Annotated in this window: 22 protein-coding genes; 16 read left to right on the forward strand and 6 right to left on the reverse strand. The window is 45.0% G+C overall.

The window, feature by feature from the left end; all coding sequences use genetic code 11:
* The 3 genes from ctaD to E2K93_RS06695 are packed head-to-tail and all read left to right on the forward strand — an operon-like array spanning position 1 to position 3,121.
* On the forward strand, positions 1 to 1,590 hold the full coding sequence (ctaD, locus tag E2K93_RS06685) for a cytochrome c oxidase subunit I (protein ID WP_135438350.1): 1,590 nt from the start codon (positions 1 to 3) through the stop codon (positions 1,588 to 1,590).
* Positions 1,591 to 1,602: 12 nt separating this feature from the next.
* Positions 1,603 to 2,187: a cytochrome c oxidase assembly protein gene (locus tag E2K93_RS06690; protein ID WP_135438351.1), complete on the forward strand. Its 585-nt coding sequence runs from the start codon at positions 1,603 to 1,605 to the stop codon at positions 2,185 to 2,187.
* Between the two features lie 52 nt (positions 2,188 to 2,239).
* Positions 2,240 to 3,121 carry a cytochrome c oxidase subunit 3 gene (locus E2K93_RS06695; RefSeq protein ID WP_135438352.1) on the forward strand — a complete coding sequence of 294 codons (882 nt, stop codon included), beginning with the start codon at positions 2,240 to 2,242 and terminating at the stop codon, positions 3,119 to 3,121.
* A 118-nt stretch (positions 3,122 to 3,239) separates the two neighbouring features.
* Here the strand turns inward: E2K93_RS06695 and E2K93_RS06700 are convergent, their stop codons facing one another.
* Positions 3,240 to 3,458 carry a DUF2909 domain-containing protein gene (locus tag E2K93_RS06700; RefSeq protein WP_248289535.1) on the reverse strand — a complete coding sequence of 73 codons (219 nt, stop codon included), beginning with the start codon at positions 3,456 to 3,458 and terminating at the stop codon, positions 3,240 to 3,242.
* A gap of 41 nt (positions 3,459 to 3,499) precedes the next feature.
* Between E2K93_RS06700 and E2K93_RS06705 the strand changes: the two genes are divergently transcribed.
* From E2K93_RS06705 to E2K93_RS06730, 6 genes are all read left to right on the forward strand, one after another.
* Positions 3,500 to 4,327 carry an SURF1 family protein gene (locus E2K93_RS06705; RefSeq protein WP_135438353.1) on the forward strand — a complete coding sequence of 276 codons (828 nt, stop codon included), beginning with the start codon at positions 3,500 to 3,502 and terminating at the stop codon, positions 4,325 to 4,327.
* The gene (locus E2K93_RS06710) at positions 4,324 to 4,890 is read left to right on the forward strand and encodes a hypothetical protein (protein WP_135438354.1); all 567 of its coding nucleotides are present in this window, start codon (positions 4,324 to 4,326) and stop codon (positions 4,888 to 4,890) included. The genes E2K93_RS06705 and E2K93_RS06710 overlap by 4 nt, the downstream gene beginning before the upstream one ends.
* Entirely contained in the window at positions 4,890 to 5,882 is a 993-nt protein-coding gene (locus tag E2K93_RS06715; protein ID WP_135438355.1) for a COX15/CtaA family protein, read from the forward strand. The genes E2K93_RS06710 and E2K93_RS06715 overlap by 1 nt, the downstream gene beginning before the upstream one ends.
* A gap of 9 nt (positions 5,883 to 5,891) precedes the next feature.
* The gene (gene cyoE / locus E2K93_RS06720) at positions 5,892 to 6,806 is read left to right on the forward strand and encodes a heme o synthase (RefSeq protein ID WP_135438356.1); all 915 of its coding nucleotides are present in this window, start codon (positions 5,892 to 5,894) and stop codon (positions 6,804 to 6,806) included.
* A gap of 29 nt (positions 6,807 to 6,835) precedes the next feature.
* Entirely contained in the window at positions 6,836 to 7,471 is a 636-nt protein-coding gene (locus E2K93_RS06725) for an SCO family protein (RefSeq protein ID WP_135438357.1), read from the forward strand.
* 147 nt (positions 7,472 to 7,618) lie between these two features.
* Complete coding sequence (locus tag E2K93_RS06730; RefSeq protein ID WP_135438358.1) at positions 7,619 to 8,344, forward strand: YebC/PmpR family DNA-binding transcriptional regulator; 726 nt, start codon at positions 7,619 to 7,621, stop codon at positions 8,342 to 8,344.
* Between the two features lie 111 nt (positions 8,345 to 8,455).
* Here the strand turns inward: E2K93_RS06730 and E2K93_RS06735 are convergent, their stop codons facing one another.
* The 3 genes from E2K93_RS06735 to E2K93_RS06745 are packed head-to-tail and all read right to left on the reverse strand — an operon-like array spanning position 8,456 to position 10,765.
* Positions 8,456 to 8,971: an NUDIX hydrolase gene (locus E2K93_RS06735; RefSeq protein WP_135438359.1), complete on the reverse strand. Its 516-nt coding sequence runs from the start codon at positions 8,969 to 8,971 to the stop codon at positions 8,456 to 8,458.
* Between the two features lie 59 nt (positions 8,972 to 9,030).
* Complete coding sequence (locus E2K93_RS06740; RefSeq protein ID WP_135438360.1) at positions 9,031 to 9,699, reverse strand: glutathione S-transferase family protein; 669 nt, start codon at positions 9,697 to 9,699, stop codon at positions 9,031 to 9,033.
* A gap of 10 nt (positions 9,700 to 9,709) precedes the next feature.
* Complete coding sequence (locus tag E2K93_RS06745) at positions 9,710 to 10,765, reverse strand: polysaccharide deacetylase family protein (protein WP_135438361.1); 1,056 nt, start codon at positions 10,763 to 10,765, stop codon at positions 9,710 to 9,712.
* Positions 10,766 to 10,890: 125 nt separating this feature from the next.
* Between E2K93_RS06745 and E2K93_RS06750 the strand changes: the two genes are divergently transcribed.
* Together E2K93_RS06750 and E2K93_RS06755 are read left to right on the forward strand one after the other, a co-directional pair.
* Positions 10,891 to 12,180 carry an MATE family efflux transporter gene (locus E2K93_RS06750; RefSeq protein ID WP_135440426.1) on the forward strand — a complete coding sequence of 430 codons (1,290 nt, stop codon included), beginning with the start codon at positions 10,891 to 10,893 and terminating at the stop codon, positions 12,178 to 12,180.
* Between the two features lie 3 nt (positions 12,181 to 12,183).
* The gene (locus tag E2K93_RS06755; protein WP_135438362.1) at positions 12,184 to 13,431 is read left to right on the forward strand and encodes an MFS transporter; all 1,248 of its coding nucleotides are present in this window, start codon (positions 12,184 to 12,186) and stop codon (positions 13,429 to 13,431) included.
* Between the two features lie 160 nt (positions 13,432 to 13,591).
* On the opposite strand, the gene nfuA is transcribed toward E2K93_RS06755, so the two are convergent.
* A complete protein-coding gene (gene nfuA, locus E2K93_RS06760; protein WP_135438363.1) occupies positions 13,592 to 14,170 on the reverse strand; it encodes a Fe-S biogenesis protein NfuA in 579 nt (192 codons plus the stop codon).
* A 277-nt stretch (positions 14,171 to 14,447) separates the two neighbouring features.
* Here nfuA and E2K93_RS06765 point away from each other — a divergent pair, with 277 nt between their 5' ends.
* The gene (locus E2K93_RS06765; protein WP_228445529.1) at positions 14,448 to 16,955 is read left to right on the forward strand and encodes a M14 family zinc carboxypeptidase; all 2,508 of its coding nucleotides are present in this window, start codon (positions 14,448 to 14,450) and stop codon (positions 16,953 to 16,955) included.
* 85 nt (positions 16,956 to 17,040) lie between these two features.
* Here E2K93_RS06765 and E2K93_RS06770 read toward each other — a convergent pair whose 3' ends face one another.
* Positions 17,041 to 17,784 carry a ComF family protein gene (locus E2K93_RS06770; protein ID WP_189637872.1) on the reverse strand — a complete coding sequence of 248 codons (744 nt, stop codon included), beginning with the start codon at positions 17,782 to 17,784 and terminating at the stop codon, positions 17,041 to 17,043.
* A gap of 90 nt (positions 17,785 to 17,874) precedes the next feature.
* Between E2K93_RS06770 and bioH the strand changes: the two genes are divergently transcribed.
* The 4 genes from bioH (at position 17,875) to E2K93_RS06790 (ending at position 21,511) form a co-directional block, all read left to right on the forward strand.
* The gene (bioH, locus tag E2K93_RS06775) at positions 17,875 to 18,660 is read left to right on the forward strand and encodes a pimeloyl-ACP methyl ester esterase BioH (protein ID WP_135438366.1); all 786 of its coding nucleotides are present in this window, start codon (positions 17,875 to 17,877) and stop codon (positions 18,658 to 18,660) included.
* An 86-nt stretch (positions 18,661 to 18,746) separates the two neighbouring features.
* Positions 18,747 to 20,036 (forward strand): NADH:flavin oxidoreductase/NADH oxidase family protein, encoded by a 1,290-nt coding sequence (locus tag E2K93_RS06780; protein WP_135438367.1) that lies wholly within the window; start codon positions 18,747 to 18,749, stop codon positions 20,034 to 20,036.
* A 39-nt stretch (positions 20,037 to 20,075) separates the two neighbouring features.
* Positions 20,076 to 21,182: a mechanosensitive ion channel family protein gene (locus E2K93_RS06785; protein ID WP_228445531.1), complete on the forward strand. Its 1,107-nt coding sequence runs from the start codon at positions 20,076 to 20,078 to the stop codon at positions 21,180 to 21,182.
* Positions 21,182 to 21,511, forward strand: a complete 330-nt coding sequence (locus tag E2K93_RS06790) for a DUF4144 family protein (protein WP_135438369.1) — start codon at positions 21,182 to 21,184, stop codon at positions 21,509 to 21,511. The genes E2K93_RS06785 and E2K93_RS06790 overlap by 1 nt, the downstream gene beginning before the upstream one ends.
* Positions 21,512 to 21,574 lie beyond the last annotated feature (63 nt).

Genomic DNA, 21,574 nt, shown 5'->3' on the forward strand with positions numbered 1-21,574 from the left:
ATGAGTACAGCTACAGAAACATTAGATCATCATGATGATCACCATGATCATAAAATGACCGGCCTGAAGCGCTGGTTATACACCACTAACCATAAGGATATTGGTACCCTTTATCTTTGGTTCAGTTTCATCATGCTACTTACCGGTGGTGCGATGGCTATGGTCATTCGCGCCGAGCTATTCCAGCCCGGTTTGCAAATTGTTGAACCAGACTTCTTCAACCAAATGACCACAGTACACGGTCTTATCATGGTATTTGGTGCCATCATGCCAGCCTTTACGGGTTTGGCAAACTGGATGATACCGATGATGGTCGGTGCACCAGATATGGCGCTACCACGATTGAATAACTGGTCATTCTGGATTTTGCCATTTGCGTTCAGCATCTTATTGGCATCATTGTTTATGGAAGGCGGTGGTCCTAACTTCGGTTGGACATTCTACGCGCCATTATCGACAACCTACTCAAATGGCAGTACTGCATTCTTCGTGTTTGCCGTACATATTATGGGTATTTCATCGATTATGGGTGCGATTAATATCATCGTGACCATCATGAACATGCGTGCACCAGGTATGACCTACATGAAGATGCCATTGTTTGTATGGACATTCTTCATCACCGCTTACCTTTTGATTGCGGTTATGCCGGTTCTCGCCGGTGCGGTTACCATGGTATTAACCGATACCTATTTTGGTACCTCATTCTTTAACGCCGCCGGTGGTGGTGACCCGGTTATGTTCCAGCACATATTCTGGTTCTTCGGTCACCCTGAAGTGTACATTATGATCTTACCGGCATTCGGTATTGTATCGACCACCATTCCAGCCTTTACCCGTAAAAAACTGTTTGGTTACAGCTCTATGGTTTACGCGACCGCATCCATTGCGTTCTTATCGTTTATCGTTTGGGCTCACCACATGTTTACCACGGGCATGCCGCTAGCGGGTGAGTTGTTCTTTATGTACTGCACCATGCTAATCGCCGTACCAACGGGGGTTAAGGTGTTTAACTGGGTCGCAACCATGTGGCAAGGAGCAATGACCTTTGAGACACCTATGTTGTTCTCAATAGCCTTTGTTATTTTGTTTACCATTGGTGGATTCAGTGGTCTGATGCTGGCGATGACGCCGGTTGATTTCCAATATCATGATACCTACTTTGTTGTAGCTCACTTCCATTATGTACTGGTTACCGGTTCGCTGTTCTCATTATTCGCAGCCGCCTATTACTGGTTACCAAAATGGACGGGCCACATGTATGACGAGAAAATCGGTAAGATACACTTTTGGTGTTCACTGATTTCTGTCAACGTTCTGTTCTTCCCTATGCACTTTATCGGTCTAGCTGGTATGCCGCGTCGAGTACCGGATTATGCCCTACAGTTTGCCGACTTTAATAAGTGGATCAGTATTGGTGGTTTCGCCTTTGGTTTATCACAGCTGATTTTCTTATACGTGGTTATCAAGTGTATTCGCGGTGGCGAAAAAGCCGAAGCGAAATGTTGGGAAGGTGCCGAAGGTTTAGAATGGACTGTGCCGTCGCCAGCGCCATATCACACCTTTGAAACACCACCAGAAATAAAATAGGCAGCACTTCATATGAGTACAGAGCAACAACAAAACGAGCCGCAAACTGAAACAGCAGACGCAAACACCGATCACCAAAAAAAGGTGAAGAAAAGTGTCGGCAAGTTGGTGTTAACCGTGTTTGCCATGTTCGCCTTTGGTTTTGCTCTGGTACCGCTTTATGACGTGTTTTGTGATATCACCGGGTTAAATGGCAAAACGGCCAGTACCGCTGCCGAGGTTAATGACAACGGCATCGATACCTCACGTACCATCAAGGTTCAGTTTCTTAGTCGCACCGCACAAGGTGCGCCATGGAAGTTTGAACCTGAGATGAACTTTATTGAGGTTCACCCGGGAGAAATGAAGTTTGTAAAATTTTACGCCAAGAATCAATCAGGCCGCTATGCTGTTGCCCAAGCTGTACCTTCGGTATCACCTGGACAAGCGGCAAATTACTTTCAAAAGATTGAGTGTTTTTGCTTTAACCAGCAGCCGCTGGAAGCAGACAATGATGTTTGGATGCCATTGCAGTTTTATGTCGATGTCGATTTACCCGACCACATTGAAGAGCTGACATTGTCATATACCTTGTATGACATCACTGACAACAGTTAAGCACAACGAAAGATTGGCCTTGAGTTAAGAATCAGGTGTAGAGGAAAACACTATGAGTACAACAAAAGAATACGAAACCTATTATGTGCCAGCGCAAAGTCACTGGCCAATAGTCGGCGCGATTGCGCTGTTTATGATTGCCGTAGGCGCTGGTAGCTATGTGGCAAATCTTGATACCGGAGAAGGCTTTGGTGGCTGGGTGTTACTGGCTGGTATTGCGCTGATCATCTATATGGTGATTGGTTGGTTCTCCAATGTTATTGACGAGTCAATGGCTGGCAAATACTCCGGGCAAATGGACAACTCATTCCGCCAAGGTATGAGCTGGTTTATTTTCTCTGAGGTGATGTTTTTCGCCGCTTTCTTTGGTGCCCTGCTATACGCTCGCGTATTGTCGGTTCCATGGTTAGGTGGTGATGGTAATAACCTTGAAACAATGCAAGTGTTATGGCCACAGTTTCAGGCGGCATGGCCTTTAACGGTTACTCCTGATGGTACCGAGACCACCGCTATGGGTTGGTATGGTTTACCTCTTATCAACACCTTGTTGCTTTTAACCTCTTCGTTTACAGCGCATTTTGCCCACGTTGCATTAGAGCAAAACAAACGTAAAGCATTAAAAGTTTGGTTGGCGGTTACCATTCTACTTGGCTTGGTGTTCCTTGGCTTGCAGGTTGAAGAATACATCATTGCCTATACGCAAATGGGTTTGACCTTAGCCAGTGGTATCTACGGTAACACTTTCTTTATGCTGACCGGCTTTCACGGCTTACACGTAACCTTAGGTGCGATCATGCTTATCGTTATGTTCTTCCGCGTATTGAAAGGACATTTTAGCCCAGATAATCATTTCGCATTCCAGGCCGCTAGTTGGTACTGGCACTTTGTTGATGTGGTTTGGGTACTGTTGTTTCTTTTTGTCTATATCTTGTAGCAAGAGATAGGAAATTTCGGTGTTGTCGGCTTTTTAAGCACGCTTTAAAAGACGATAACACCAACTTCCGATTAATCCTTTAACGCTTTAATTAGTGTTAAGCAAAGGCGTTAAAGGATTAAAAAGGTTTCGGATTTGGGGTAATTAACCCAGTTAAGATGCCAATAGCCATAAGCAGTACAATCAAGCCTGAGATAATCACTCGGCGACCAATGTACTTAGACATGGGTGGTTTGTTTTTTTCGTTTTTATTCATCATATAACCGGCTCGAAACAAGTTATAGATCATTAAAAACGCCAACACCACCAAGACAACTTTAAAAATTATTTCAAACAAGGAACGCTCCGTTTTTACCAATTGTGTAGTATAGGTAATCGATGACCCGCGTTAATAAAAACACACATATTATTCAATACTTAGCCAGCTTTAAGTTGGCCTGGGTAGTTATTACCTTGGCGGTATTTTGTGCATTAATCAAGCTAAGTTTTTGGCAATATGAACGTGGTGTTGAAAAACAACTTCGCGTTGACCGCATTGCCAAATTGGGCAACCAACAAGCCATCCCTTTAGCCACCTTACTTAAGCAAGTAAACGACAGTGACAACAGCTTTGCCGACGTTAATGATATTGCCATTAGGGTGATTGGTGAGTTTGTCCAACCTATGGTGTTTTTATTGGATAACCAGGTCGACAGTGGCAAAACCGGTTACAAAGTATTTGCGGTGTTCAACGACCAATCAAGTGGTCGTCAATTGTTGATCAATTTAGGATGGGTGGCCGGTTCGTTGGACCGCAGTTACATTCCCGAGATAAGCATACCAAAAGGCCAATTAGAGCTTAACGGAAGAGTGCGTTTAGATAGCCAAGGCATTGTATTACAAGAACAAGTTTTCGATGAACTTAACTGGCCAATTCGAGTGCAACAAATAGACAGTGAAAAATTTTCACAACTAATTAACACTCCCCTCTTGCCCTTTAGTCTTATCTTGGATAAAAAAGAATCTATCGGTTATAAAAAAAGCTGGCAACCGATAGTGATGCCACCAGAGAAACACTTTGGTTATGCAACACAATGGGGATTACTAGCCCTTGCCTGGCTAAGCCTAATGCTAGTCGCCAGCTATACGTCTTTTAAGCGCCAAAATAATAATAATTTTCAAGACGCCAACAGCCAACACAATACAGATAATAAAGGCATGTTATGACAAGTGAAGTAAACAAAAACCGCCGTAGCCTTATCCTGCTGCTACTCGTATTCGTTGTTCCGGTAATTCTCGCCAAACTGGCGCTGGACAATCAGTGGTTTAATTATGGGGTAACCAATCAAGGGCAATTGCTTAACAATAAGCTTACCTTGGCAGATATTGGTCTGAGTAAAGATGACAACAAACAATGGCTGGTGATCTATTCGATGCCAGACAATTGCGACCAGCAATGCCAATTCACCTTATCAGGCATTGAAAGTACCTATATGGCATTGGGCAAAGAAACACCGCGTGTGACGCCTGTGGCCATTAGCTTATCGCCATTTAATGCCGAACAATTAAAGCTAGTCAATGAAAATCATTGGCGCATCGTCAGCAAAGCCGAACAAGCAGCAGACGACTCGGCTTCTTCTTTGTCGCCGTTAAAAATCTATATTGCCGACCCACTTGGTAATATCGTCTTAACCTATGACCAACCACATCAAGCAGACGCGGTGCCAGCCTTTGGTAAATCGATGTTGAGTGACTTGAAGAAGATGTTGAAGTACTCGAGGATTGGCTAATGAACAGCACCCGTAGACTGGTTTTTATTGCCATTTTATTGGCTATTACGGTTATCACCTTAGGTGCGTATACCCGTTTAACTCATGCTGGTTTGGGCTGTCCAGACTGGCCTGGTTGCTATGGCTTTATTGATGTACCACAAACATCAACCGAAATAGAAAAAGCCGAAGCCGCGTTTCCACAACGCCCTGTCGAAGTACAAAAAGCTTGGAACGAAATGATCCATCGCTATTTCGCTGGCACACTGGGTTTATTGATTGCGGCAATTTTTATTCTCGCTTTTAAAAATCGTGACAAAGGCATGCCACTGTTTTTGCCGATAATACTGGTGGCGACGGTGATATTTCAGGCCGCGCTGGGGGCATGGACGGTCACCATGAAACTGATGCCGGTGGTGGTTATGGGGCACTTATTAGGTGGCTTTGTGACCTTATGCCTGCTCTATTTATTGTATTTGCGGCTTACCCCCTATCGCGTACCCGGCGGTGATTTTAGTCTGCGTAAATACCGCGCCTATGCGTTATTTGGTATTTTCATTCTGACCTTACAAATTGCACTGGGTGGATGGACATCAAGTAACTATGCGGCGTTAGTATGTACTGAGTTGCCAATATGTCAGGACGGTTGGGCTGCCCAGTTAACCTTTAGCAATTCATTTGATTTGATCCCACCAGAGCGTGAGACATACGAGTTTGGTTTCTTAACCCATGCCGAACGCGTCACCATTCATGCGGTTCACCGTATCGGTGCCATCGTCACCGCCTTGTATTTAGGCTGGTTAGCGATATCGGTAATGATGAAAGCCCAGTCGAAATTTTTCCGTCGCAATGCAACCCTGATATTGGTCATTCTTGGCGTTCAGGTTGGCTTAGGCGTAAGCAACATCGTGTTTAACTTGCCTTTACCTGTCGCGGTTGCCCACAACGTCGTCGCCGCGGTGTTAATGCTTTCCCTTATCACCCTCACATACAGCTTGCGCCGCAAGATTTAGGAGACTGTTATGGCCAAATCTTCAGCACCATCTATCGCTCTTGAGCAAGACTCACCGGTTAGCTGGCGAGAATATTATGAAATCACCAAGCCTAGGGTCGTGGCGTTACTGGTATTAACCGCACTGGTTGGCATGAGTTTATCTGTGCCGGGCGCGATTCCATGGCAGATATTGATTCCGGCCATGTTGGGTATCGGCTTACTTTCGTCGGCATCGGCGGCGATTAATCACATTGTTGACCAACGTATCGATGCGGTTATGGCACGAACCCATAATCGCCCATTACCTAACGGTCGCATCAGTAACAGTAAGGCCATTGCCTTTGCCGCATCATTGGCGCTGATCGGCTTCGTGATGTTGTATGGCTTAGTTAACCCGCTCACCGCGTGGTTAACATTGTCAGGCTTGGTTGGTTACTCGGTGGTTTACACCATGTATCTTAAACGCGCGACACCGCAAAACATTACCATAGGCGGTTTAGCCGGTGCCATTCCACCATTACTTGGTTGGACGGCGATGACCAATGAAATTCATCCTCATGCGTTGTTGTTGGTATTGCTGGTCTTTACCTGGACACCACCGCATTTTTGGGCGCTGGCGATTCACCGTCGTGACGATTACGCCAAAGTAAATATCCCAATGCTGCCGGTTACCCATGGTATCGAGTTCACCAAAACGCAAATCCTGTTGTATACCATCTTGTTATTTGTGGTCGGCTTGATCCCGTATTTGGTGGGTATGAGTGGTTGGATTTATCTCATTGGCGCTTGTGCATTGAACATTATTTTCTTTGCTTATAGCTGGAAATTGAAGTTTAATGCCGACAAACAAACGGCGATGCAAACCTTTCGTTTTTCCATCGTCCACTTAATGTTGTTGTTTATAGTGTTATTGGTTGATCACTACGCGCTTCCGGCGGTGTGATCATCATTTGCAGATAAGAAGTAGCAAAGATGAATAAAGTTTTAGTCGTTATTATTGCCGTTATTGCTGTTGCAATGGGGGCATTTCTCTACCAAAGTCAACGCCAGATGGCAGAGCCTAAACACGCCCTGTTGTATCAGCAGCCGCGATCAATCGCTAACTTTAATCTTACCGACCATAACGGTGAGCAGTTTGATAACAGCAATTTGCAAGGCAAATGGAGCTTGTTCTTCTTTGGCTATACCTCGTGTCCTGATGTTTGCCCGATGACATTGCAAGAGCTTAACTACATCTATCCACAGATGCAGGAAATCACCGGCAATCAGGTACAAGTTGCCATGGTCACCGCCGATCCAAAACGTGATACCGTCGAGCAGTTAAACAATTACATTAATTATTTTAATGACGACTTTATTGCATTGCGCGGTGGTCACGATACGCTGTTTCCGTTTTCCCGCAGTCTTGGCTTAATGTATGCCATTACCGAGGATACCAACCAAGAGTTTTATTTGGTTAATCACAGTGCGTCTATTGTTATGACCAATCCACAAGGGCAAATCCAAGCCATTTTCAAGCCTATTCAAGGTGAGCCCGGCACTGTGCCGGCGATTGATTCTGAGCGTATGCTGGAAGATTTTAAGCTAATTTACTCGCAAGTTAATTAGTCTCATTTGCGGCTAAGCATTGAAATTATAAAAAATATCCTCATTTAATTGATATCTAACAAGTAGAGTCACAATTGTGGCTCTACACACTAACGTCAATCCTTGCTAAAATTGGCGCAAATGAATTCAAACGAAGAGACATGACTAATGGGTAGAGCGTTCCAAAACCGTAAAGAGTCTATGGCGAAAACCGCCGGCCAAAAGACCAAAGTGTATTCAAAATACGGTAAAGAAATCTATGTGTGTGCGAAAAACGGTGGCCTCGACCCTGATGGCAACCTAGCATTGCGTCGTCTGATCGATAAAGCCAAAAAAGATCAAGTACCAACACACGTAATCGACAAAGCAATCGACAAAGCCAGCGGTGCCGGTGGTGAAAACTACGAACCAGCTCGTTACGAAGGTTTTGGCCCTGGCGGCTTTATGGTGATTGTTGACTGTCTAACCGACAACCCAAACCGTACCATCAAAGATGTGCGTATTGCGTTCACTAAGACCGACTCAAAAATTGGTGCCCAAGGCTCAGCTGCGTTCATGTTTGACCACGTTGCGCTATTCTGTTTCGCCGGTGATGACGATGAAGCCATTTTCGAAGCCCTAATGATGGCTGACGTAGATGTGACTAACGTTGAGAAAGAAGACGGTATCATTACCGTAACAGCGCCACATACTGAATACTTCAATACTAAAAATGCATTAGCTGAAGAACTTGGTGACGTTGAATTTGAAGTCGACGAGATCACGTGGATCCCACAAGATTACAAAGAAATCAGCGAAGAAGACGACATCAAGATGTTCGACAAGTTTATGGACATGCTGAACGACAGCGATGATGTACAAAACATCTACCATAACGCAGAAGTAAAACGCTAACGACTCGCCTAATAAACAAAAAGCCAACTCATTGAGTTGGCTTTTTTCTTCAAGGGGTCAGAACACTTGAAATGACAATGAACTTTCAAGTGATCTGACCCCTTGAAAAGATTACAGCAATTCTTTTACGATCAGCTTTAGTAAAAACGTTTCCCTTTCAATCGACATACCCTTTTTCTCACTGTTGGCCATGGTATGTTCATTGTGGGCAATGGCTTGATAAATATTGATCCATACCGGACGCATGCCATTGGCAATTTCGTGGGCTTCCAGTTCGGTGTTGGCTAACTCATCGTCAATTTCACAGGTATAACAAAACGATTCCATATGCATGATGTCATAGTCGGCTTTGTACCAAGGTCGGAACTCTTCATAACGGCCAAACGCTTGCACATTGCGAATATTTTGCGCACCGGTTTCTTCTTTTAGTTCGCGCACTAAACCTTGCTCTAAATCTTCACCTTCATCAACCCCGCCGCCTGGCAAGGTGTAGTCATGATAGCGCTCGGTATACAGCAATAAAATCTGCTCGCCACGAACGATAATGGCGCGTGCCGCTTGGCGATGAAAACTGCTGGCACAAAGGTTGTCGATATCAGGATGAGTGGTACTTCGTAAAAGGCGCATGAGGATATATTGAACGTTAAAAGTGGGGCAAGCCTACTGACTTTGCCCCGAAATAGCAATTAAATTGGTAAGCCCCATTCACGCAAGATTTGCTCTTCTTCAGCAATCAGCGTGGCAAATATTTCACTGGCGAATACTCGGCCAATATAGGCAGCGGTTTTCGGCCATTTGCTGGCATCGCAACTGACTTTACAATGACGCATTAGGACAAACATCGAGCACACGGACAAATCGCCATAGCTCATTGTATTGCCGACCAAGTAATCGTCATCTAGCTCAGATTCGAGGTAATCAAAAATCGCTGGGATTTCTTTGCTGATCGCTAAATCAATTTCATCTTGTGCCGGCGGACGATTAAAAAACGCTTCGGCGAGATACATCTCTGCAAATAAATGACCACCAATCGCTGCCACCATCACCGTGGTTGAATAGGTCGCAAACCATTCACTGCGCGCTGCGAATAAGTTGTCTTCTGGCAATAGCGCTGGCTGTGGGTACTGACGGTCGAGAAAGCGTATGATCACTTCTGAGTCGGTAATGTAATCACCATCATGACATAACAAAGGGATTTTCCCAGTGGGACTGTTATCGACAAATTCTGCTGGTTTTTCTGGTGAAAATGGGAATACCACCTGCTGTGTATACTCAAGCCCTTTAAATGCCAATGCCAAACGAACGCGGCGCACGTATGGGGATGGTTGGGCACCATAAAGTGTTATCTCTGCCATATCAAATTCCTTAATTGTTATACCAACTGCCGTCTTTTTTCGGTACAAACCAAGCGCGTGAGTACCAGTAAAAACGACCAGGCTTGGAAATACTCGGTGCCGTGCAATTGGCGCGGTTTCGTCCCGGGTTGAAGTTACTATCAAAAACCATAGTAAAGCTTTTCTTGTCTTGCCATTGTATTTGCGCCTTACCTTTACCCGCAATAAAGCAGGCCAGCATATTCTGGTAAAAATCGGTGCTGTTTAATGTGACCAAAGTGTCAGGCTGTGCCGCATACGGCACAATTGTCTCGGCGCGTTGACTGCTCGTGGTTAAATCAAACGCCAAGGCATTAAGCTTGTCCTTTAATGCCGTGAGTTTATCGTAAGGCATAGACGCCGGAAACCGAGGCACGGCGGTCAAATCGGTACTCGCGCCAACCGCGCCGGATTGCTGGGTAAAGACCACAAAGCCTAGCTTTTCTAATTTTTGCTGTGCTTGCGGCGTATATTCGCCATATGGCAACGCAAAGTAGCGCCAGCTCTGACCTGTGTGTTGTTCGATGACTTTTTCAGATTTGACCAGTTCCGCCAATTTATTATCAAGCCAGGTGTTTTCACCCACACCTTTTGGTACCTTAACCAGTGAATCATGCAAATAGCCATGATTGCCAATAAGCACACCATCATCAGACATCGCCTTAATTTGCGGCCAAGTTAAATACATACCGGCTTTTTTCGGTACCGTGCCAGGATTAATAAACATGGTATACGGGTAACCGTATCGTTTGAGCAGCGGATGACCGTTTTCAAGAATATCGCTGTAGCCATCATCAAAGGTAATCACCACGGTTTTATCGGTCAGTGGTTGGTTGTTCTTGATACGCTCAACTACCTCATTTAAAGCCACGACTTTGTAGTCATTTTGTTGTAAATATTGCAGGTGTTTTTCAAACTGTTGCGGCGTTATGGAAGTACTTTTTGGCGTTTTATCAGAGACATGATGATAGACCAAAATCACCGTTGCAAAACTTGGTAAAGAGCAACACATCAATATAACTGATAATAAAATAACGACTTTTTTCATATCTCAGAGCTAAATAATCGGATATTATCTAAGATTATCACAGTGCTAAGTAGCGAATAAAGGAAAGCCTCTCGTTGAACGCCCGCCTTAAAGAGCGCAGTGCCCTTTTTGCCTTGGCATTGCCCATGATCTTATCCAATATCACTGTCCCATTATTGGGGCTGGTGGATACTGGTGTTATCGGCCATTTAGGTGAGCCTTATTACCTTGGTGCCACCGCCGTTGGCTCGATGATCATCACCTTTGTCACCTGGTTTTGTGGCTTTTTACGGATGTCGACTACCGGGCTTGCTGCCCAAGCCTTTGGCAGCCAAGACCAACAACAAGTGTTACTGGTACTCAGTCGAGGCTTACTCGTTGCCTTTGCCATCGGCATCAGTTTTGTATTGCTGCAAAGCCTGTATGTAGATTCGGCGCTGTATTTGAGTGGCGGCAGTGAAAAGGTACTTGAGTACGCCAAACAATACTGTGAAATCCGCATATGGGGCTTACCTGCCGCGTTAGCCAATTTGGTGTTGCTCGGTTGGTTATTGGGTATGCACAAAGCCAAGTATGCGATGTGGCTACTGATCATTACCAACAGCGTTAACTTAAGTTTAGATTTGCTGTTTGTCTTAGTGTTTGAATGGGGCGTTGCCGGTGTGGCTTGGGCAACACTTATTGCCGAATACAGCTGCTTATTTATTGGTTTAGCGATGGCGGCGCGCACCTTACAAACCAGTAAAAGCGCGTTATTAAAACCGCTATTTGCGGCACCGAAGCAATTTTTTGCGCGCGAATCATTTTTCCCTTTCCTCGCCCTTAACCGCGATATCGTCATTCGTACTTTGTGTTTAGAAATCTGCTTTGTGTTTATCACATTTATGGGCGCGCGACTCGGTGATACTGTGGTTGCCGCCAACGCAATATTATTAAACTTCTTACTGCTTATTTCATTCGGTTTAGATGGCATTGCCTATGGCGCAGAAGCGCGTGTCGGCAGAGCCAAAGGGGCTAAAGACAGTGTCGCAATGCAGTTATCGGTAAGTGTCGCTAATCGCTTTAACATCATTTTAGCGATTGGTTATTCGCTGCTGTTTTTACTGTTTGGCCAATATTTTATTCAAATGCTGACCAATATCGATGCCATCGTCGCCTATGCCACAGAATTCTTACCCTGGATTATCGCCCTGCCTGTTATTGCTTGTTGGTGTTATCTCTACGACGGTGTCTACATAGGCCTGACGCAAGCAGCAACCATGCGCAACTCGATGGTCATATCCACCTTCTTAGTGTTCTTCCCTACCTGGTTTTTACTTAAAGACTTTGGTAACCATGGCCTTTGGGCTGCGTTTTGCTTTTTTATGGCGGCGCGTGGCATCACCCTTTATTGGCATTACAAGCGCAATTATGCCAACGCAAACTGGACCGATTAATCGATGAATATGACCTTAGCAGGTATCGTGCTGGCGATGCTGGCCGCCATTTGGGTGTTGATAAAAGTATTTGGCTACCCGCGCAATATTTGGGTGCTGTTTGTCACCATGCCGATGTTGATGTGCATCAGCTCCACCATCACCTTTATTGGCGGATTGCTGGCAACAAAAATTGCCCCAGATCCGACATTAGCCACCATGCCATTAACAACCATGATTATCGGCACCGCTTTGGCGACTTTATTTATATCAAAATTAAACCAACGCTTTGGCCGTAAAATTGCCACTAACATTGGCTTTATTATGGCGATTATCGGTGCCAGTTTGGCCTGTATTGCCGCTATAAATGGCTCGTTCAGTTTATTATTGTTAGCCACCATGATCATGGGTTCGAGCTTGGCATTTGCGCAACAAATGCGTTTCGCGGCGATTGAAAGCGTTACCGCCGAGCAAGCCCCCAAAGTGCTATCCGCATTGATGTTATCCGGAGTGTACGCCGCCATGCTGGGACCAGAAGTGGCATTTCTCGGCAAAGATTGGATCGCCTCAGAGCATGGCTACGCCGGCTCATTTTTGGGTTTGGCATTAGTGGTTGCCTTGGCAATGGGATTGTTTCAATTATTCAGCAACCCTAGCGTCAAAGAAGAGAGCCAAGTGCACGGCGATGCTCGAGGTTTATCGGTCATCATAAAACAACCGATATTTATGATTGCGCTGCTATCAGCGGCGATTGGGTATGGCTTGATGAGCTTTATTATGACCGCAACGCCATTAAGCATGCACGACATGAACGGCCATTCATTGCATGATACTAAGTGGGTTATTCAAAGCCATGTCATTGCCATGTTTTTGCCGTCACTGCTAACCGGTTGGCTCATTAAAAAGTATCATTCGGTATGGGTGCTAAGTGCCGGACTTGCCGCCTATGCGTTAGTTGCTATTATCGCCTTAAGTGGCCAACATGTGATTCATTATTGGTGGGCATTGGTGTTATTGGGTATCGGATGGAACTTCCTGTTTATTACCGGCACGGTATTATTGCCACAAAGCTATCACAACAATGAACGGTTTAAGGTTCAGGCGGCCAATGACTTTGTTATCTTTGTCACTCAAGCGTTAGCGTCTTTATTGGCGGGTTGGTTGTTATTTAAAAGCAGCTGGACAATGGTGGTGCTGTCTATGGTGCCATTTATTATCATTATGTTTTTTGTTATCCGCTGGCACAACAAAGATCGCAAGCATCAAATTTAAACTCAAACAGTCGCAACGGTTTATTGCTGTCATAACCGCGTGTCTTAACCGCGTGTCTTAACCGCAAGTCATAACCGCGTGTCATAAGCGCGTTGCTCGCAAACCGCGCACAAAAAAGCCGGCATCAGCCGGCTTTCTAATTTATTGTGTCAGCAACTGACTAGTAGTAAGAGTGCTCACCACGCTGATGTTCAGTCACATCGCGTACACCTTTGATCTCACCAGCCATGATATCAACCAATTGCTTCTCAACACCGTCTTTTACGGTTAAATCAATTTGCGAACAACCGTTACAGCCACCACCAAATTGCAAGATAGCAATACCGTCATCGGTGATTTCAACCAATTGACAGTTACCACCGTGACCAGCAAGTTGTGGATTAACTTCTGACTCGATAAAGTAATTTACGCGTTCAAACAATGGCGCATCTTCGTTTACTCTACGAAGCTTAGCGTTTGGTGCTTTTAAGGTTAACTGTGAACCCATTTGGTCAGTTACGAAATCAACCTCGGCATCTTCAAGGTACTTTTCACTGTCTTTATCAACCAAGGCAGCAAAACCGTTATATTCGATGCGAATATCGTCAGCTTCAATCGCTTCAACAGGGCAGTATGAAACACCACACTCAGCTTGTGCTGTGCCTGGGTTTACTACAAATACGCGAATACAGGTGCCTTCAGCTTGTTGTGAAAGCAGTTTTACAAAATGCTGCTGCGCAGTTTCGGAAATATTAATCATAGGTGTCTCGCTAAATGCTCACTTCGACATTTAAGGTCAGGATAATTCCTGACTATTTAACTCAAGTATGGGGCCTATAATACGCTTCTCAAGGGTAAAACTCCAAATAACTTTTTAATTTTGTCTATGCTTAAACAACCCCTGTTCTGAAAATAGCTGCAACTTTGCTAGTCATTTTTGCTAAAGTATTAAAAATAATCATGTTTTATACGTTTTTTCATTAATGGAGTGCATTTTGTTGTCATTGCCACGATTTTTTCTCGCTGTTTGCGCCTGTATGTCTTTATCTCTCGCTGCAGAGCCACTCTCCTATTATTTCCCTGATCAGTCAGACTACGAACAACAAATACCAACACCGAAACAAGTGTTTGGCTTTGAGGTAGGTGATCGCCACCTTCGTCACGACCAATTAATGGATTATTTCAAACAGTTAGCGCAAGCCAGTGACAAAGTACAAATCACTGAGATGGGCTATAGCCACGAATATCGTAAGCAAATCATTGCCACCATTAGCAGCAAAGAGAACCTTGAAAATCTCGATGACATCCTCGCCCAACGTCGCAAATCTGGCAAACAAGCAGACGATGCACCTGCGGTTGTTTGGCTTGGATATAGTATTCACGGTAATGAAATTTCTGGCTCAAATGCCTCGGTATTGGTTGCCTATTATTTAGCGGCAGCAGAAAACGGCGATGTCGACGATATGCTCGACGATTTGATCATTGTTATCGAGCCTAGCATGAACCCTGATGGCATGGACCGATTCACCACCTACGCGAATGCCAATCGCAATGTCAGTCTAAATACCGATCCCAACCATCGTGAGCACCACTTTCAATGGCCGTGGAGTCGCACCAATCACTTTGTGTTTGATTTAAACCGCGACTGGTTGCCACTGACGCAAATCGAAAGCCAAAACCGGGTGCGCCAGTATCATTATTACAAACCGAATGTCCTTGGCGATTTTCACGAGATGGGCCACAACAGCAGTTACTTTTTTCAACCGGGCGTACCAAGTCGTAATAACCCGATTACGCCAAAAGAAAACTTAGAAATGACCCGTCTGTTCGCCACCTACCATGCCAAAGCATTGGATAAGGACAACAGCCTGTATTACGCCGAAGAAGACTTCGACGATTTTTTCTATGGCAAAGGCTCGACCTACCCAGATATAAACGGCACCGTAGGCATCTTATTTGAACAAGCAAGTTCTCGTGGTTACGCGCAAGACACCATCAATGGCGTCTTGACCTTCCCTTATAGTGTTAAAAACCATGTTGTGACCTCCTTTTCCACCTTAACCGCGGCGCAAGAAAACAAGCAGCGTTTACACGATTATCGCGCCAAGTTTTATGATGATATTGAAGACCTTGCTGATAACGAAAGTTTTGCCGGATACCTGTTTACCGAACAACATGACCAGACCCGCTTAAACATGTTTTTGAAACTGTTGAATCAGCATGAGATTCAAGCGTTCCCATTAAGCAGAACTTACAACGGCAAAGAAGTCGATTACAAAGCCGGTTCAAGTTACTTTGTGCCGCTAAAACAAAACCAATACCGCGTGATTAAAACCATTTTTGATCAGGTTGTCAGCTTTGAAGACAAGACCTTTTACGATGTGTCTGGCTGGACCATGCCGCTGGCCTTTAACATTCAATTTGCCAAGGTTGAAATTAGCCGCGGCTTGTCGATATCGTCATCACCGTGGCAGCCCAAAGAGAAACAGTTAGCACCGATCAGCCGCGATGCTTATGCCTATGCGTTTCGTTGGGATGATTATCTCGCACCAAAATTTTTGAATAAATTGCTAGAGCAAGGCATCAAAGCGCGAGTGGCCAACCAAGCCTTTACCGCCAGCGTTAACAATGAAGCGGTTCGTTTTGACAAGGGCACGGTGATCATCCCCGCCTATGTGCAAGATCAAAGCAATTGGATTGATAACTTGCTCAGCATTCAAAAAGACATCCAAATCGACGTCTTCGATTTACAAACCGGTCTTAACGCCGGTATTGATATCGGCAGTCCGTCGATTGTGCCAATAAGCCCAGTGAAAGTATTGATGATTGGCGGACGCGGCGTATCGGAAGCCGAAGTTGGCCATATGATGTTTTATCTCGACGGGCAAATGAACATTCCTGTGTCGGTGGTCGATATATATCGCTTAAATAGCATCAATTTTAATGACTACACCCACATTATGTTGATGGATGGTAAATACAATAATTTCCCGCAAGGTACAGGCAAGCGCTTGCTCGCCTTTGCTGAACAAGGTGGCACCATCTATGGGCAAAAACGGGCGATGAAGTATCTTGCCAGTAAGAATATTTTGCAAGCCAGCTTTACCAGCAAAAGTGAAATCAATCGTGCCTTTGACACCCGAGATTTAGCCTATGATGACAAGCAAGACTTAACTGCTAACAAACGCATTGCCGGCACTATTTTTAATAGCCAGCTGGATACCAGCCACCCATTGGCTTACGGCTTTAATAAAGACGACTTGGCTTTGTTTAAAAACTCCACTGACATTATTGAAATGCCGTCAAAGCCATTTATCACCTTGGCCCGATACACCTCTGCGCCATTGATGAGTGGATATGCGGCGGAAGAGCTGATTGATTTGGTCTCGGGTAACGCGGCTATCATCGCCCATAACGTCGGCAAAGGTCGCGTCGTGGTCAGCGATTCTAACTTAGTGTTTCGTGGCTATTGGCCTGGGCCTGCGAAAATCATTGCCAACACCTTGTTTTTTTCTAAGGCTTTTAGCGTCAAGATAAGCGATTAATATGAAGCGCTTAGTATTAAGTGATTAACATTAAGCGATTAACCTTAAGCCATTAACACCATGCGACTAAAATATTCAGCTTATTTTATTTTGGCTGAGCACTTAACGCATTGCCATACAAGGCGACACTGATACTGAGCACGGTGACTCTCGCAGCACCGTGCTTTTTTAATAGCTTGGCAATGGTGTTTACCGTCGTACCTGTAGTCACCACATCATCAATCAGCAGTACATGTTTACCGTTAAGCTGCATATCATCACCGACCACATAAAACGCTTTGCGCAATGCCCGCCGTCGCTGCGCACCGCTTTTACCGACCTGACGACGCACGCTTTGCTGGCGCCGTAGATAATGAAAATCACATGGAATAGCACTGTATTTGACCAATGCTTTGACGAGCAATACCGTTTGGTTAAATTGCCGCCAGCGCAAACGCGCATAAGATAACGGCACCGGCAACATAATATCGGCGGTTATGTTTGTCGCTTGTATTTGTTGATACATCAACTGAGCCAGCATGGTTGCTAACTCAAAACGCCGAGCGTATTTAAGCTGCGCTATCCAGTCGCTAAATGGGCGCATATGCGGCGCTACCGCAATTAACGCATCATAGTGCTGATGGCTAAGGTATCGAGCAATCGCCGGGCTATGCAATAAGTTATTGGCGCAATGTGACCAATCAAACGCCGCTAAGGTTTGCTGGCAATCAATGCACAATAATGGCTGGTTATAACTTGCTTGGTGGCATAAATCACAATGGTAATATTGGCTAAAAGCGCCACTAACCGCGTGTTTTAGCCTGGCAATGGCGTTAGTGATTGTCTTCATATTCATCCTTGAATCGTCAATAAAACTACATATGGGCACTGGTTCGGGCTAGAATAGCGCCATCAACTACAGTTATTAGCTTAGAACAAAATGAACAACGCATTGCGATATCAAAGTCAGGGTGATGGCACACCTGTGGTTTTTATTCACGGTTGGGGACTTAACAGCGCGATATTCAGCCCTCTGGCAGAAATGTTAGAGAATGAACACCGAGTGACGTTAATCGACTTACCGGGCTTTGGTGACAACCATGAAAACATCCCGGCACGCTATGACATAGCATCAATTACCCGCATGGTTGCCGATTGTATCGATCAACCAAGCATAATCGTTGGCTGGTCATTGGGTGGTCTGGTGGCAACCGAGCTGGCGCTGCATCACGGTGATTTAGTAAAGGCGGTAGTAACGGTCACCTCAAGCCCGTATTTTGTTGAGCAAGACAACTGGCCAGGCATTAAAGCAGAATTGCTTAAGTCTTTTCATCAGCAATTGGCGGTCAATAGCGATAAAACCATTGCCAACTTTTTAAAAATTCAGGCGATGGGCTCAGAACATGTGCGCCAAGACATAAAAGAGATAAAAAGTCTTATCGACTCTCGCCCGAAAGCGAATATCGACATTCTCGACGCCTCATTATCATTGCTAGAAAACGTCGATTTACGCTCGCACGTTGGCGATTTACAGGTACCTTTATTGCGCTTGTATGGTCGTTTAGACTCGCTGGTGCCAAAAGCGGTTATCGAGCATATGGATGAGTTGGTACCGCAATCGGATAGCTTTATGTTTCATCGTGCCTCGCATGCGCCTTTTATTTCCCATAAAGACGAGTTTTATCGGGTGTTAAGAGATTGGATTCAAGGTATAATCGCCGACTAATTACGTATTTTCAGCGAATTTCGCCGCATTTAATAACAAATAATTAACAAAGCGGCACAAGTTAAATATTTCAGGAAGCACAATTCATGTCACCTTTAGCACAATCATTAACGCTGCCATGTGGCGCCGTTATTAATAATCGTCTTGGCAAAAGCGCCATGACCGAAGGTCTAGCCGACGCCCACGACCGACCAACCGAACAACATAATACTTTATACCGTACCTGGTCATTAGGTGGCACTGGTGTGCACATTACCGGTAACGTGATGATCGACCGACGCTACTTAGAGCGCGCCGGCAATGTGGTGCTTGAAAATGACTCGGCCATCGACCAGTTTAAAGCGTGGGCCAAAGCAGGTACCGAAGGTGGTAACCACTTATGGATGCAAATCTCTCACCCTGGACGTCAGTGTCCGTCGTTAGTCAATGCTGAGCCGTTATCGCCATCAGATGTGCATTTAAAAATGCTTGGCTCGTTTTCTAAGCCGCGTGCGCTAACGCAATTAGAGATTGAAGATATTATTCAACGCTATGCCAACACGGCCGCATTAGCGAAAGAAGCCGGCTTTACCGGGGTGCAAGTACATTGTGCGCACGGTTATTTGATCAGCCAATTTTTATCACCAAAAACCAATCGCCGCCAAGATCAATGGGGCGGCAGTTTAGAAAACCGCGCTCGATTCGCCCGCCGTGTTGTGCGTGCCGTGCGTGATGCGGTTGGTTCTGAATTTCCAGTGGCGGTTAAGCTGAACTCTGCCGACTTTCAAAAAGGTGGCTTTTCACTAGACGATTGTGTGCAAGTTGCCGGTTGGTTAGCTGAAGACGGTATCGATTTACTCGAAATCTCCGGTGGCACCTACGAGCAGTTGTCATTAATGGGTGTTGAAGCAACCGAGGTAAGAGAAAGCACTCGCCGTCGTGAAGCCTACTTCCTTGAGTATGCGCAAGCGATTAAAGCCAGCGCCAAGGTGCCATTAATGATCACCGGCGGCTTTCGCTCACGTGAGGTGATGGAACAAGCGGTTGCCAGTGGTGAAATTGATATGGTCGGCTTAGCGAGACCACTATGTACCATGCCCGATGTATCTGCTAAATTAATAGAGCAAAGCATTGACAGTGTTGACGATTTTGAAACGAGCTTAAAAATAGGCGATGGCTTTTGGGGCAATAACAGCCCATTGGCATTGATTAAATCAATGAACAGCGTCGGCCAGGTTAGCTTTTATTATCAACAGATAATACGCCTATCAAAAGGCGAAAAAGTAGATACTAGCCTTAAAGTAGCTGCGTTATTTTTCAAGCACTTATACAACGATACCTGTTTGAATTTGCGACGCAAAAAAGCGCAAAATAAGCGTTTATTATCAAAAGATTAAAACCATAAGAAAGACAAAGGGTTGGCTATGGAAAACCTCATGCAACAACTAAGGCATTACCTTGGCTTTATCGGGGATAATTTATTCCTGCAAGCCGGGATAGTTGTTCTTGCCTCGTTTATCTTTGCCTGGATATTAGACAAGGTCGTTATATCTTGGGTAAGACGCATGACCGAGCGCACCGACGGCAAGTTCGATGATCAGTTGGTCGACTTGTTGCATCAACCCTTATTCTATTCTGTTGTCGTATTCGGCATCTCCGTCGCGTCTAAGATAATCCAATTACCTGAACATGTTGGCGGATACATATTCCCAGTACTGTATACCTTCTTGTTGGTGCTGTGGACCATGTTCTTTATTAGAATTACCCGCATCATCCTGCGCCGCACCGCAGAAAATGAGAAGCATTTCAAAGTCTTGCACATGCAAACTTTGCCGCTGTTCGAAAACCTTGCGCTGATTATTATCCTTGTCCTGTCGATATACTACATATTATCGACCTGGAAAATCGACATGTCGGCATGGCTCGCCTCGGCGGGTATTGTTGGTATCGCCGTTGGTTTTGCCGCAAAAGACACCCTAGCAAACCTGTTTTCAGGGGTGTTTATCATGGCCGATGCGCCATACAAGATTAAAGATTATATCGTACTTGAAACCGGTGAACGGGGTGAAGTCACCAATATCGGTTTGCGCAGTACCCGAATTTTAACCCGTGATCATATTGAAATTACCGTGCCAAACTCGGTTATGGGTAACACCAAAATCATCAATGAATCTGCCGGTCCAAGCACCAAATCTCGTATTCGCGCCAAAATTGGCTGTGCTTACGACAGCGATATCGATTTGGTACAAAAGGTATTGATGGAAGTCGCCCAAGAAGAAAACGAGTTATGCCGTTATCCGGCACCGATTATTCGTTTTCGTAACTTTGGTGCCTCGAGCCTTGATTTTGAGTTGATGGGTTGGATCGACCTACCGGCTAATCGCGGCCGTATTTTGCACCAAATCAATAACGCCATTTATAACAAATTCGCTGAACACAACATCGAAATTCCTTATTCGAAACAAGATTTGTACATCAAGGAATTACCGCCTTCAATGATGAAGGGTAAAAGCGATGACGAAGACAGCGACCAGCCAAGCTAATGATCCACTGGCCCGCACTTATTAAGCATGACGGTGAAGATGAACTGATATTCATCGAGAGCCGTGATGCGTGGCGTAACGATGAAGAAATGCTGTTGTATTTGTTCACCGAATCCGATGTGCTTGTTGACAGCACAGGCCAAGTATTCAGCTTACCGGATTTACAAAATGACCTAGATTGCGAGCACGTTTTAGGACAAGCGAGCCTAGACAATGTCATCGAATTGGTCGCCAACCATGCCGTGGTATGCAACATCTGTTGCGCCGAAAAAATCAATGCAAAAAATATCTTGGAAGCCGTTGAACTAGTCGCTAGTATGAAAGACTAAATAAAAAATGCGCTAACACCTCTACAAACTTAAAGAAACATAGTGTTAACAAACTCACACAAC

This window comes from Thalassotalea sp. HSM 43 (genome assembly GCF_004752005.1).
In the GTDB taxonomy this organism is placed as follows: domain Bacteria; phylum Pseudomonadota; class Gammaproteobacteria; order Enterobacterales; family Alteromonadaceae; genus Thalassotalea_A.